The organism is Ectobacillus panaciterrae DSM 19096, assembly GCF_000430785.1.
GTDB classification, from domain to species: Bacteria; Bacillota; Bacilli; order Bacillales; family Bacillaceae_G; genus Ectobacillus; species Ectobacillus panaciterrae.
In genome coordinates this window covers 1-12,408 of record NZ_AUMR01000004.1, presented here as the reverse complement: position 1 = coordinate 12,408, position 12,408 = coordinate 1, and the positions used below count along the sequence as shown (strand labels likewise).

15 protein-coding genes are annotated in these 12,408 nt (G+C 42.2%); 10 read left to right on the top strand and 5 right to left on the bottom strand.

Annotated features, from left to right (window positions below; translation table 11 throughout):
• Positions 1-47: 47 nt before the first annotated feature.
• Both H540_RS0101580 and H540_RS0101575 read left to right on the top strand, forming a co-directional pair.
• Positions 48-707, top strand: coding sequence for an amino acid ABC transporter permease (locus tag H540_RS0101580; protein ID WP_028399115.1), 660 nt, complete (start codon positions 48-50; stop codon positions 705-707).
• The gene (locus H540_RS0101575) at positions 700-1,422 is read left to right on the top strand and encodes an amino acid ABC transporter ATP-binding protein (RefSeq protein ID WP_028399114.1); all 723 of its coding nucleotides are present in this window, start codon (positions 700-702) and stop codon (positions 1,420-1,422) included. Before H540_RS0101580 ends, H540_RS0101575 begins: the two co-directional genes overlap by 8 nt.
• 54 nt (positions 1,423-1,476) lie before the next feature.
• Here the strand turns inward: H540_RS0101575 and H540_RS0101570 are convergent, their stop codons facing one another.
• Positions 1,477-1,755, bottom strand: coding sequence for a hypothetical protein (locus H540_RS0101570; RefSeq protein ID WP_028399113.1), 279 nt, complete (start codon positions 1,753-1,755; stop codon positions 1,477-1,479).
• Positions 1,756-1,971: 216 nt separating this feature from the next.
• Here H540_RS0101570 and H540_RS0101565 point away from each other — a divergent pair, with 216 nt between their 5' ends.
• From H540_RS0101565 to H540_RS0101550, 3 genes are all read left to right on the top strand, one after another.
• Positions 1,972-2,940 (top strand): aromatic acid exporter family protein, encoded by a 969-nt coding sequence (locus tag H540_RS0101565; RefSeq protein WP_028399112.1) that lies wholly within the window; start codon positions 1,972-1,974, stop codon positions 2,938-2,940.
• A gap of 14 nt (positions 2,941-2,954) precedes the next feature.
• On the top strand, positions 2,955-3,590 hold the full coding sequence (locus H540_RS28725; RefSeq protein WP_081414964.1) for a L,D-transpeptidase: 636 nt from the start codon (positions 2,955-2,957) through the stop codon (positions 3,588-3,590).
• A gap of 509 nt (positions 3,591-4,099) precedes the next feature.
• Positions 4,100-4,354, top strand: coding sequence for a hypothetical protein (locus H540_RS0101550; protein WP_028399111.1), 255 nt, complete (start codon positions 4,100-4,102; stop codon positions 4,352-4,354).
• A 240-nt stretch (positions 4,355-4,594) separates the two neighbouring features.
• Here H540_RS0101550 and prli42 read toward each other — a convergent pair whose 3' ends face one another.
• Complete coding sequence (prli42, locus tag H540_RS32870) at positions 4,595-4,687, bottom strand: stressosome-associated protein Prli42 (RefSeq protein WP_155890907.1); 93 nt, start codon at positions 4,685-4,687, stop codon at positions 4,595-4,597.
• A 171-nt stretch (positions 4,688-4,858) separates the two neighbouring features.
• Between prli42 and mce the strand changes: the two genes are divergently transcribed.
• The 3 genes from mce to H540_RS0101530 all read left to right on the top strand — a co-directional run bounded on the left by mce (position 4,859) and on the right by H540_RS0101530 (position 8,050).
• Positions 4,859-5,275 carry a methylmalonyl-CoA epimerase gene (gene mce, locus H540_RS0101540; RefSeq protein WP_028399110.1) on the top strand — a complete coding sequence of 139 codons (417 nt, stop codon included), beginning with the start codon at positions 4,859-4,861 and terminating at the stop codon, positions 5,273-5,275.
• Positions 5,276-5,278: 3 nt separating this feature from the next.
• Entirely contained in the window at positions 5,279-6,829 is a 1,551-nt protein-coding gene (locus H540_RS0101535) for an acyl-CoA carboxylase subunit beta (RefSeq protein WP_028399109.1), read from the top strand.
• 105 nt (positions 6,830-6,934) lie between these two features.
• Positions 6,935-8,050 (top strand): M20/M25/M40 family metallo-hydrolase, encoded by a 1,116-nt coding sequence (locus tag H540_RS0101530; RefSeq protein ID WP_028399108.1) that lies wholly within the window; start codon positions 6,935-6,937, stop codon positions 8,048-8,050.
• A gap of 255 nt (positions 8,051-8,305) precedes the next feature.
• Here the strand turns inward: H540_RS0101530 and ytaF are convergent, their stop codons facing one another.
• Entirely contained in the window at positions 8,306-9,004 is a 699-nt protein-coding gene (ytaF, locus tag H540_RS0101520; protein ID WP_081414963.1) for a sporulation membrane protein YtaF, read from the bottom strand.
• 663 nt (positions 9,005-9,667) lie between these two features.
• Here ytaF and H540_RS0101515 point away from each other — a divergent pair.
• Positions 9,668-10,906, top strand: coding sequence for a DNA polymerase IV (locus H540_RS0101515; protein WP_028399105.1), 1,239 nt, complete (start codon positions 9,668-9,670; stop codon positions 10,904-10,906).
• 7 nt (positions 10,907-10,913) lie between these two features.
• Here the strand turns inward: H540_RS0101515 and H540_RS0101510 are convergent, their stop codons facing one another.
• A complete protein-coding gene (locus H540_RS0101510; RefSeq protein ID WP_028399104.1) occupies positions 10,914-11,156 on the bottom strand; it encodes a DUF3932 family protein in 243 nt (80 codons plus the stop codon).
• 145 nt (positions 11,157-11,301) lie between these two features.
• On the opposite strand from H540_RS0101510, the gene rnz reads away from it, so the two are divergent.
• Positions 11,302-12,225, top strand: a complete 924-nt coding sequence (gene rnz / locus H540_RS0101505) for a ribonuclease Z (RefSeq protein ID WP_028399103.1) — start codon at positions 11,302-11,304, stop codon at positions 12,223-12,225.
• Between the two features lie 86 nt (positions 12,226-12,311).
• Here rnz and H540_RS35090 read toward each other — a convergent pair.
• A partial coding sequence (locus H540_RS35090; protein ID WP_034670141.1) for a transposase occupies positions 12,312-12,408 on the bottom strand: 97 nt, incomplete at its 5' end.

Here is a 12,408-nt window from a genome sequence, read left to right as displayed (position 1 = left end):
CCCATAGAAATTTTACTTTTATTTAGCAGGAAAGGAATGGCGCAAAGATGAATCTCGATTTTTCACAAATCGTCCCATCAATACCGTATATATTAAAAGGGCTGCAGGTAACGCTTCAAATTGTTGCCGTATCAGCGCTGTTAGGTTTTACTTTAGGTACGTTGCTTGCATTACTTAAAATTGCAAGAGTCAGAGCGTTAGGCTGGCTGGCGGATGCATATACATCCGTTTTTCGCGGTACACCGCTTGTGCTGCAGCTGATGATTATTTATTATGGTTTTCCGCAAATTACAGGGTATGATATTACAGCCTTTTTAGCCGCTGTTTTGGCGTTCGGCTTGAACTCAGGCGCGTATATGTCCGAGATTATCCGCGCTGGCATTCAAGCTGTAGATAAAGGACAAACGGAAGCTGCGATGGCGCTTGGTATTCCTTATCGCAAAATGATGATGAACATTATTTTGCCGCAGGCACTGAAAAACATTTTACCTGCGTTGATGAATGAATTCATTGCACTTACAAAGGAATCTGCTGTTGTAACAGTTATCGGTGCGGCAGATTTGATGCGCCGAGCTTATATTGTCGGCGGCCAAACCTACGCTTATTTTGAGCCGCTTCTATTCGTGGGCGCCATCTATTATATTTTAGTCATTTTATTAACGCTTCTTGGAAAAGCAATTGAAAGGAGAATGAAAAAAGGTGATTAAGATTGAAGGGCTGCGTAAATCATTTGGAGAATTAGAAGTGTTAAAGAACATTACGACAACGATCGGGCAGGGACAAGTTGTCGCGATTATCGGTCCTTCAGGTTCAGGGAAATCTACATTTTTACGCTGTATGAACTTGCTGGAACAGCCAACTGCAGGTCGCATTTGGGTACATGATAAAGAGATAACAGACGCTAAAACAAATATTATGAAAGTCCGTCAAAACGTGGGGATGGTGTTTCAACATTTTCATCTGTTCCCGCATATGACCGTTTTAGAAAACTTAACATATGCGCCGATTACGGTAAAAGGTGTGTCGAAGCAAGAGGCGGAACGGAAAGCGAAGGAGCTTTTAAGAAAAGTCGGTTTGCTTGAAAAAGCGACTGAGTTTCCAAGCCGTCTTTCAGGCGGACAGAAGCAGCGTGTAGCCATTGCGCGGGCGCTTGCTATGGAACCTGATGTTATGCTGTTTGACGAGCCTACATCTGCCCTAGATCCAGAAATGGTAAAAGAAGTATTAGAGGTGATGAAGTCTCTTGCTCATACTGGGATGACAATGGCAATTGTAACGCATGAAATGGGCTTTGCCCGAGAAGTGGCGGACCGCGTGATGTTCTTGGACGGCGGACAGCTTATCGAGGATGCGCCGCCAAGCGAGTTTTTTACAGCTCCGAAAAGTGCGCGTGCACAAGAGTTTTTGCAAAAAATGCTATAATTGGTGAGAGAGATGGCTGATTTCGGTCATCTCTTTTCGTCTATTGAAAGTGCCTCACACAATCATATGAAGGTACACCCACAGCCATACAGTACTGGATGTCCAGCACAAAGAGAATAACATGAGAGCGAAAGCGTATCGCAAGTGTTTAAAATACGCGCGGGCAACAAAAAATGAAAACATCAAATACATGAAAAAACCAAAGCTTTTCAAAAATGGTTCATGAGGAAAAGCGATGGCAAAATGTAAATGTAAGAATATAAAAAGTGCTTTATATAGCCCGTACACGATAGAAATGCCTCCATAAAATAATGCGAACATTTGAAGCTTCATGCAACTGCCTCCTTTTTCGATGTAAATAGAAAGCTTGTCTATTAAGCAGTGAGTTAATAATATATATGAGACGGCAAAGCATAAAAGCACCTCCAAGACTAGTCATTGGAAGGTTTTTTCTGCGATGCACAGAGCAGCTTGTTTGATTGAGTATGCTTATTTATTCACATATTGGCCTATTTTAGATTAAAATAAACTACAGGAAGGAGGATCATTATGTTTAGAATTGGATATCGCACCGTGAAAACTGCCGTTGGAGCAGCTTCAGCCATCTTTATTGCACAATTGCTTCATCTGCAATTTTACAGTTCGGCTGGCATTCTCGTCATTTTATGCGTGCAAAACACGAAACGAAAGTCGCTGCAAGCATCTATACAGCGTTTTTTCGCCTGTATACTGGCGATGTTTTTTTCTTTTGTCATCTTTGACAGCATCGGCTATAATGCATTGGCTATAGGTATCCTGCTTCTTTTGTATATACCGACAGCCGTTATGCTGCGCATGCCGGAGGCGATTGTAACAAGCTCTGTTATTGTTATGCATTTATACTCTTTAAAATCCATTACATGGAGTATTATCGGCAATGAAGTGGCCATTTTAACGATAGGAATCAGCATCGCGCTTCTCGTCAATGTATATATGCCGAGTGTCGAAAAGGATTTAAAAGCATTTCAGGAGCAGATTGAAAGCCGGTTTAAAACGATTTTAACGGAGATGGCTGTGTATTTGCGCAACCGGGAAAGCGATTGGGACGGCAAAGAGCTGATTGAAACATCTGAGATTTTAAAAAGGGCAAAAGAGCTCTCATTTAAAAAGCTGGAAAACCAATTCATGAGAGAAGACGACTATTACTATCGTTATTTTGAGATGCGGATACGGCAGTTTGAGATACTGGAGCGCATTATGCCTATTGTGGCATCGTTATCATGGGCATATGAACAAGCAGAAATGATCGCATGCTTTATTGAAAACGTCGGAAATGCGATTCGACCGGAAAGTACAGGCCTGATTTCGCTTCGGCAGCTTCATGAAATGCGCAAGCAATTCCGCGACATGCCGCTGCCGGAGACTCGTGAAGAATTCGAGACGAGAGCGATGCTGCTGCAGCTTGTTAATGAAATGGAGCAATATCTACTCATTAAAAGCGAGTTTAAGGGGAAATATACGGATACAGACTTCGCATAGGAAAGAGGGCTTACATGTCGTATATTTTGTCTATATTATTAATTTTCTCTATATCTCCCATATGGCCGATCGGTGATAACCCGCGAGCGGGAGACCCATACATAATTGTCAATAAACAAACGAATCGACTTGCTTATATTGATGATGGAATGATTCAAAAAGTCTATCCAGTTGGAACGGGAAAAACAAACGATTTAACGCCTGAAGGTGAATTTGATGTCGTAATGAAAGTGAAAAATCCGTACTATATCAAAAAGAAAATTCCGGGCGGTTCGCCGAAAAATCCGCTCGGTTCGCGCTGGATCGGATTTAATGCAAATGGAACGGAAGGAAACAAATATGGTATTCACGGAACGAACGATCCGAGTTCCATCGGGAAATATGTATCTCAAGGGTGCATTCGCATGTATCCAAAGGACGTAGAGGCTTTGTATGAGCGTGTCCCAATTGGAGCAAAGGTATGGATTGTAAAATCGAACAAATCGTTTGAGCAGCTGGCGAAAGAAAAAGGAGCCATTTCGAGGGGAAAAGAGCCGACAACGGCTCTTTTTGATATGTCTAACTCCGCCGGCTCCATTTTTCTGGTTATCTATCGGTTTGATTTTGAACAACAACACGATACGAACGGGGATATTCTCTTGTCGATATAAAAATGCCTGCTGCGATAAAAAACGCGCCAAGAAAGAAATTCTAATGAAGCTTTTCTCCGAGAAGGAAAAATCCGAGGGCGCTTCCTGCAATGGGCTGCATAAAAAAGAAAGGCGAGCCCGCAGTTAAGGATAAATAGACAGGTCCGCGCCACTTCATATAAATTACTCCTTTATTCTATATTATAAGAATAGACGAAAAATTTAAAATATTTAATTCTATGTAAATTATATTAATGTATTTGCAGCTGTATTGATTGTGAGCGGCAGACGTGTATTAATGAATATATATAAATGCAACTAAAAAAATCGACAAAAAAATGTTTCTTTTAGGTGGGAGAGAGCATCCGACTAAGCGTAGAAGCGGTCAAACCCTTTTCGTGGCCCATGCAGGGAGAGAGAGGGAGCGAGCGCAGTTTCCTTTTTGTTCTACGTGGCAAACGATAGATATGTCGGAATAACAAAGTGGACTTATATAGATATCATTATGTAAGAAAGAGGAGTCTGTCAGCGTGATGCGGAATTTGTCTGAAGCTACGAGGGAAGCGCTGTATTTTTACATTCAGCTTCTGCTTGGCATATGTGCTGTGATTGCTTTTTGGCTGGCGATGTTTCGAGTGTTTCCTATATCTATCGGAGTTTTTATGATTGTTTTCATCGATTGCATGTACAGCTGCAAAGCTTGGAGAAGGAAACAATACTGGACCGCAGCTGTTATTTTTTTGATTGGCTTGGGATTTGGAATTATTGGTATATGGAGTATATGAACCGCCCCCACTTACCGTTACACTACACCACATGCTTGAAGTGGGGGATTCTCGCCTAATTTATGATAAAAGGACCGCTTACGGCGGTCCTTTTTAATTAGATGCGAAAGTATAAATTGGGGGGATTATGTCCAGCTCCATCGGCATGATATTTAAGAATCTCCGCCGATGCATTGGAAAAAAGTGCCTTTGAGGGCGAAGGTTCTTAGGTTCTGTACCTCGAAGGTTCCGCTTTTCTAATTACCAAAACATGCTTATACCTGCAAGAAGAGTCGTGATCAGCATGGAAAACAGCATTACATAGACAACGATTTTTTGTGATTTTTTATTCATGACGTACCTCCTCATGCCTTTATGCTTTCATTGTAACGAGAAAGAAAAGAGAGGACAAGGGACAAATTTCGATAGAATATTTATGGAATAGAAGGAAGATTTAAAATAAACAGAGAATATAGAGAATATATGTCTACTTTTGCAATTCATGTACAACAAGGGGTGAATGCCATGATTAAGAAAATCGATCATATTGGAATTGCAGTTCGTTCTTTAGAGGAAGTGCTTCCGTTTTACACGAATGTTTTGCAGCTGGAGCTTCTAGGGGTGGAAGAAGTAGCATCGCAAAAGGTAAAGGTTGCGTTTTTAAAGCTGGGAGAAAGCAAGCTGGAACTGTTGGAACCGCTTTCATCGGAAAGTCCGGTCGCGCAATTTATTGAAAAGCGCGGGGAAGGCATTCATCATGTCGCACTGGGGGTAAGCTCCATTGAAGACCGTATTCAAGAGATGCAGGAAAGAGGTGTGCGCATGATTGACGAGTCATCTCGGCTTGGCGCCGCGGGGGCACACATCGCATTCATGCATCCGAAATCCGCACACGGCGTGCTGTATGAGCTTTGTGAGAAAAAGTTAGGAGCAGAGGTGTAGACGATGGTAGACATTTATGAAAAAATCAATGAACTATATGATAAACGCCGTGAAATAGAGCTTGGGGGCGGCGATGATAAAATTGAAAAACAGCATCAAAAAGGAAAGCTAACGGCCCGTGAGCGTATTGAGCTTCTCCTGGATCAAGGAACATTTGCAGAATTAAATCCATTCATGGAGCATCGCTGTACCGATTTTGGCTTAGGAGATAAAACAGGTCCTGGAGACGGGGTTGTTACAGGCTATGGGAAAATAAACGGACGCTCTGTGTATGTATTCTCACAGGATTTCACTGTATTTGGCGGAGCGTTGGGCGAAATGCATGCCAAAAAAATTGCAAACGTGATGGATTTGGCAGCAAGAAACGGGGCGCCGATTATCGGATTGAACGATTCCGGCGGCGCGCGTATCCAAGAGGGCGTGCTTTCTCTGGACGGATATGGGCATATCTTCTATCGAAATGCCATTTATTCCGGCGTTGTTCCGCAAATTTCCGTTATTATGGGACCTTGTGCCGGCGGAGCAGTGTACTCTCCCGCCATTACGGATTTTGTCATTATGGTAGAAAAAACGAGTCAAATGTTCATTACCGGACCAAAAGTAATTGAAACCGTAACGGGAGAAAATATTTCCGCGGAAAACTTAGGCGGAGCAAAGGTTCATAACTCTGTTAGCGGAAATGCGCATTTTGCGGCAAAGGACGAAGAAAACGCTCTTGATATTGTTCGTATGCTGCTTAGCTATTTGCCGCAAAACTGCGAAGAAAAGCCGCTTATGTACGGAACGCCTGACGAAGATGATTACCGTCCTGATTTAACAGATGTCATTCCGTTTGATGCGGTGCGCCCGTACGATGTGCGTCACGTCATTGATCAAATCGCAGATGAGGGATCTTTCTTTGAAATTCAAAAGAATTTCGCTAAAAATATCGTTATCGGATTTGCAAGAATGAAGGGAGAGGTAGTCGGTCTCGTATGCAACCAGCCGAAGGTAATGGCAGGAAGCCTCGATATTGATTCCTCTGACAAAGCAGCTCGTTTCATTCGTCTTTGCGATTCTTTCAATATACCGATTGTAACATTTGAAGATGTAACAGGATTTTTCCCGGGTGTTAAGCAAGAGCACGGCGGCATCATCCGCCACGGGGCAAAAATTTTATATGCTTATTCAGAAGCAACGGTGCCTAAGATTACGGTTATCCTGCGCAAAGCGTACGGCGGTGCCTACGTAGCTTTAAATAGTAAAGCGATTGGAGCGGATGTTGTGTTTTCCTGGCCGAATGCAGAAATTGCTGTGATGGGACCGCAGGGAGCCGTTAATATCATTTTTGCAAAAGAAATTGAAAAGAGCAGCGATCCGGAAGCGACGCGTGCACAATTGATTGAAGAATATCGCGAAAAGTTTGCCAATCCTTATGTTGCGGCCAGACACGGTATTGTCGATGATGTAATCGATCCTCGTGAAACAAGGATTAAGCTCATTCAAGCGTTGGATATGCTTCGCACAAAGAAAGAAGATCGTCCGAAGAAAAAGCATGGAAATATTCCGTTGTAAAACAGAGTGAACGCCATTGTTGCGGCGTTCGCTTCTTGCTGTTTCGTAACTTTTGCGACATTCTGATATAATAAAGATGGTACGTAATGATTAGGAGGCATTCTCATGATTAATCAAGAACGTTTAGTAAACGAATTTTTGGAGCTTGTGCAAGTTGATTCCGAAACGAAGTACGAAGCAGAAATTTGCAAAGTATTGAAAGAAAAATTTTCTGCGCTTGGCGTAGAAGTGTTTGAAGATGATACAACAGCAGAAACAGGTCACGGCGCGGGCAACTTAGTGTGCACACTGCCTGCAACAAAAGAAGCGGATGTTATTTATTTTACATCTCATATGGACACAGTTGTACCGGGAAAAGGCATTAAACCGTCCATTCAAGATGGTTATATCGTAACTGACGGTACAACAATTTTAGGCGCGGATGACAAAGCTGGCCTTGCTTCTATGCTTGAAGCGATTCGCGTGCTGAAAGAAAATAATATTCCACACGGTAAAGTGGAATTCATCATTACGGTAGGAGAAGAATCGGGACTTGTCGGCGCCAAAGCGCTGGATCGCTCATTAATCACGGCAGAGTACGGCTATGCATTGGACAGTGACGGCAAAGTGGGAGACATCATCGTGGCGGCTCCTACACAAGCGAAAATCAAAACAATTATCCGCGGAAAAACGGCTCATGCGGGTGTAGCGCCTGAAAAAGGTGTATCTGCTATTACAATTGCGGCAAAAGCGATCGCGAAAATGCCGCTTGGCCGCATTGATGAAGAAACGACTGCCAATATCGGCCGTTTTGAAGGCGGCACGCAAACGAATATCGTGTGCGACCATGTGGCTATTTTAGCGGAAGCGCGTTCTTTAGTAGAAGAAAAAATGCAAGCGCAAGTGCAAAAGATGAAGGAAGCATTTGAGTCTACTGCAGAGGAAATGGGCGGACATGCTGAAGTAGAGGTAGAAGTAATGTATCCGGGCTTTAAATTTGCAGACGGTGACTATGTAGTAGAAGTGGCAAAACGCGCAATCGCAAACATCGGCCGTACAGCATCTCTTCACCAAAGCGGCGGCGGAAGCGATGCGAACGTAATTGCCGGCCATGACATCCCGACTGTAAACCTTGCAGTGGGATATGAAGAAATTCATACGACAAATGAAAAAATGCCAATTGAAGAATTAGTGAAAACAGCAGAGCTTGTTGTTGCGATTATTGAAGAAGTGGCGAAGTAATTAGGGAGGGATGACCGATGCGGTCATCCCTTTTATTTCAAAAATCAATCGCGCTTTCTTTGGAATTAACTGCATGATACAAGTACATCCATTGGCCTTTTACATTGATTACCCGAAGTGTTTTGTTCATCAGAAAGATAAATATGTTATTGTTATTTTGCTTCAAACATATATTTCCGATACGGTTTTCGTATAGATAAGATGATTCCCATTAATATCATATTTGAAAATAATCTTAGCTAATGTTTATTCTACTTAGATCAAATTGTGTAGAGCAATTAGTAATAATATGATTCCGCTTAGAGCGGTGCTAAATTGTCCTACTGTCAATGATCCGATTCTTACATTTGCAACTTTGTTTCCTAAAACAACACCTAACCAAATGGCAAAGAAACTGAATACAGCTGCTGATAACGATATGGCAAATGGAGATATTCCTATTAGTCCTGCGCCTAATCCATTCGTAAGAGCGTTCATAGATACTGCAATACCAAGAACAATGGCTTCAAAAAAACTGATATCCCCTGAGTGATCGAGATCAGCTTTTTCAGGAGAACTTAAATATCCAGTAATAGCACTTGAAGCAGTTTCATCCTCACTAAGCTTTTTTGGACTCATTTGCTGTTGCTTTTTTCTTGGAATCGTCAGTAGAACAATCCTTAGACCAATTACAAACAAGAATAATGCACCAATGACATTAGATAACGTACCTGGAAAGACTTTTGAAATGTATTGCCCAGACAAGATGCCTACTTCACTAAAAATAAAAGCAATGATTGAAATGATGAAGTTAGCTAAAAAACCTACACGAATACCGCGAATACCATACGATATTCCTACTCCGAAGTTGTCGATACTAGATGATAAAGCGAGCAATAAAACAGTAATCCAAGCTGTTATATTCATAGTTGTTACGTCCTCCTTTATTGCTGCTGCGTTCACACGAATAATCATTCGATGAGTAGACAGCCTATTATTATCCCTAAGAATGATTGTTTGAGATCAATATAGGAAATACACTTAAAAAAGTGAAATTAAACTATATACAAGTGAATAAAAAACCGTTGATAGTGGGTAGAGATCATCCGGCGACGTGCAGAAGTGGTCAAACCTTTGGAGTGGTTCATACAAGGGTAAACCAGAGAGACGAAGCATGCAACACTCCCTTTTCGTTGCACATAGCACATGGAAATGTCGAAATTATCATTCACTCATATATATTTTTTTACTTAACGCAAAATTTATATAATAATATGATGTTTTACCCAAATATTAACTTGTATCACTTTATTTTTTTCATACAAGAAAATATGTGAGGAATCCATACATAAATTTAGAGGATAAAGATGGGAACTTTGCACATCCAGAATTACGATTTCTAGATGGACTGAACAAATTTCAAATTCAATAATTTATAATACTTTTATGTAAATCGTTGCTATGGATAATGGACTATTACATGTATAAAGGCTAAGGTAAGTTTTCCTAAAAGAAAAGATTGTCTGAAAGGGCTAGTACATAACGCTGCCTTTTCGGACAGCTTCCTTTTGTTTGCGTTGATTCTTGCAAATCGGCACTATATAATGGGAATATATGTTCGTTTCGTGAGGTGAAGCAATGGATACAAGAAATATGTACCCAAAAAAAGGCCGGGTTATTTTACATGTAGATATGAACAGCTTTTATGCTTCTGTTGAAGCCGCGCACGATCCTTCTTTGAAGGGAAAGCCATTAGCGATTGCAGGAAACGAGAAAGAGCGAAAAGGCATTATTATTACCTGCAGCTACGAAGCGCGGGCGCTTGGCATTCATACGACGATGCCGCTTTGGGAAGCGAAGCGTCTTTGTCCCGATCTCATTATTAAACAACCGAATTTCGAGCTGTACCGAAACGCTTCTTTTACGTTGTTTCAGCTGCTTTCTCAGTTTACGGAGATCATTCAGCCCGTTTCAATCGATGAAGGATATTTAGATATTACGGATTGCCATGAACTAGGGTCACCGCTTATGATTGCCGAGACGATTCGAAGGGAAGTTCTGCAGCAGTTGCAGCTGCCGTGCAGCATCGGCATCGCTCCGAATAAATTTTTGGCAAAGATGGCTTCCGATATGAAAAAACCGCTTGGCATTACTGTTCTTCGCAAGCGGGATGTACCGTATGTTCTTTGGAATCAGCCCGTACAGACGATGCATGGCATCGGCACAAAAACAGCAGAAAAATTAAACAGCATTGGAATTGTCACGATAGGAGATTTGGCGCGAGCAGAAGAAGGAAGTCTGCGTGAACTGCTTGGGATAAACGGTCCTGTTTTAAAGCAAAAAGCGAACGGTATAGACGAACGTCACGTTGATCCGCAGCGCATACTCGAATTTAAAACAATCGGCAACTCGAGAACGCTTCCTGAAGACACGATAGAAGAAGCTATTGTGTTTGAAGTGCTGGAACGACTTGCGGAAATGGTAAGCAGTCGCTTGAAAAAGCGCAAACTCATTACATATAACGTACAGCTCACGGTAAAATATTATAATCGCAGACTCATGACCCGCAGCAAGCAGCTTAATCATCCGGTTGAGAGCGAACGCGATATTTTCTCCGCTGTGTGCAGACTTTGGAAAACGCACTGGGACGGCGATCCTGTGAGATTGCTTGGCATAACAGCAAATGATTTAGCGGATAAAGAGAATGAAGGAAAGCAATTGGATTTATTTTCTTTTGAAGAGGATGCAAAGGAAGAGCCGCTTTTGAAGGTGATGGAAGAGCTCCGGATGAAGTTTGGAGAACATGCGATTCAAAAGGGGTATAAGCAGCTGCAGGAGCAGTCGTTTCAAGAGATGTTGCAGCAAAAGTATTCCTGACTCCCCATCACTGGGGAGCAGTATATATGATAATTTCGCTTACGTGAGATGAGCATATCCGTTCTGCGTAGTATGAAAGAGCAGAAAAAAAGTAGTTCGGCAGTTCATGTGCGTGAGATATTGCATATTCATTAATCAGTTCTTTAAATGTGCTCCAGTCTACAAGAGTAGGCGCATCAGCTATAAACAGCGTAATCCACTGGTCAAACGGTGAATGAAGCGCTGTTTTTAGACGAAATAATTCCTGCATACATCAATCCCCCTCATAGTACTATACATTGTACGACAGAATATCGAGAAAAGTCACTTCCATTCTTTGAACAAAAAGTAGCATTTGCCAATTTCGAAAAGATTCCGTAAGATTAATCTTAGAAATGATGAAAGAGGTTAAGGAAATGGAATTTGTGTTTTTAGGAACTGGAGCGGGCGTTCCTTCTAAAGGAAGGAATGTATCCGCGATTGCGCTGCAGCTCTTGGAGGAAAGAGGAGCGACTTGGTTGTTTGACTGCGGAGAAGCAACGCAGCATCAAATTTTATATACGCCGGTTCGGCCGCGCCGCATTGAGAAAATATTCATCACGCATTTGCACGGCGATCATATTTTCGGTTTGCCGGGCTTGTTGGGAAGCCGTTCCTTCCAGGGAGGCGAAACGCCGTTAACTGTGTACGGACCGAAGGGGATTCGCGAGTTTATTGAGGTAACGATGGCTGTAAGTACAACTCATTTGAAATACTTGATTCATATTGTAGAAATTACAGAAGAAGGGGTTATCTTTGAGGATGAGCAATTTTCTGTAGAAGCGGCCCGTCTGTCTCACGGTATTGAATGCTTTGGCTATCGTATTGTTGAGAAGGATATTCCCGGTCCTCTCCTTGTGGAAAAGCTTCTGGCGCTTGGCGTAAAACCAGGTCCGGCGTTTAAAGAGTTAAAAAATGGACATGCCGTTACGCTAGAGGATGGGACTGTTTTGGAAGGAAAAGATTTTGTCGGTTCGCCGCAAAAGGGACGCATCCTTACTATATTAGGAGATACTCGTTACTGCGAGACGAGCATTCGTTTAGCCAAGGATGCTGATGTTCTTGTCCATGAGGCTACTTTTTCAGCTGAAGAAGGAGAGCAGGCTTATGCCTACTATCATTCCACCACGCAGCAAGCAGCCGAAGTAGCGCGTCTTGCAGATGCAAAGCGTCTCATTCTTACGCATATTAGCTCGCGTTATCAAGGAGAGGATTGTGCGGTTTTATTGCAAGAAGCGAAGCAAACGTTTCTTAATACAGAACTGGCTGAGGATTTAAAGCACTTTACCATTTCCAGATAAAAAAGACGATGCGCCTGCATCGTCTTTTTTATTTGTGGGCGTAAAACTACGATACCTTTAGGTTCGTGGATGTAAGCCCGCGGTTTTTATCCTTGTTCTTGCATGTATGTTTGAATCGTTTCTTTGCTGACATTTCCAATGGAACAAGCGAAATATCCGTCACTCCAAAAGGTTCGTTCCTTC

Excerpts from the sequence above, each read along its gene's own strand:
- H540_RS0101580 (WP_028399115.1), top strand. The coding sequence starts at position 48 with ATGAATCTCGATTTTTCACAAATCGTCCCATCAATACCGTATATATTA.
- H540_RS0101570 (WP_028399113.1), bottom strand. The coding sequence starts at position 1,755 with ATGAAGCTTCAAATGTTCGCATTATTTTATGGAGGCATTTCTATCGTG.
- H540_RS0101565 (WP_028399112.1), top strand. The coding sequence starts at position 1,972 with ATGTTTAGAATTGGATATCGCACCGTGAAAACTGCCGTTGGAGCAGCT.
- H540_RS28725 (WP_081414964.1), top strand. The coding sequence starts at position 2,955 with ATGTCGTATATTTTGTCTATATTATTAATTTTCTCTATATCTCCCATA.
- prli42 (WP_155890907.1), bottom strand. The coding sequence starts at position 4,687 with ATGAATAAAAAATCACAAAAAATCGTTGTCTATGTAATGCTGTTTTCC.
- mce (WP_028399110.1), top strand. The coding sequence starts at position 4,859 with ATGATTAAGAAAATCGATCATATTGGAATTGCAGTTCGTTCTTTAGAG.
- H540_RS0101535 (WP_028399109.1), top strand. The coding sequence starts at position 5,279 with ATGGTAGACATTTATGAAAAAATCAATGAACTATATGATAAACGCCGT.
- H540_RS0101530 (WP_028399108.1), top strand. The coding sequence starts at position 6,935 with ATGATTAATCAAGAACGTTTAGTAAACGAATTTTTGGAGCTTGTGCAA.
- ytaF (WP_081414963.1), bottom strand. The coding sequence starts at position 9,004 with ATGATTATTCGTGTGAACGCAGCAGCAATAAAGGAGGACGTAACAACT.
- H540_RS0101515 (WP_028399105.1), top strand. The coding sequence starts at position 9,668 with ATGGATACAAGAAATATGTACCCAAAAAAAGGCCGGGTTATTTTACAT.
- H540_RS0101510 (WP_028399104.1), bottom strand. The coding sequence starts at position 11,156 with ATGCAGGAATTATTTCGTCTAAAAACAGCGCTTCATTCACCGTTTGAC.
- rnz (WP_028399103.1), top strand. The coding sequence starts at position 11,302 with ATGGAATTTGTGTTTTTAGGAACTGGAGCGGGCGTTCCTTCTAAAGGA.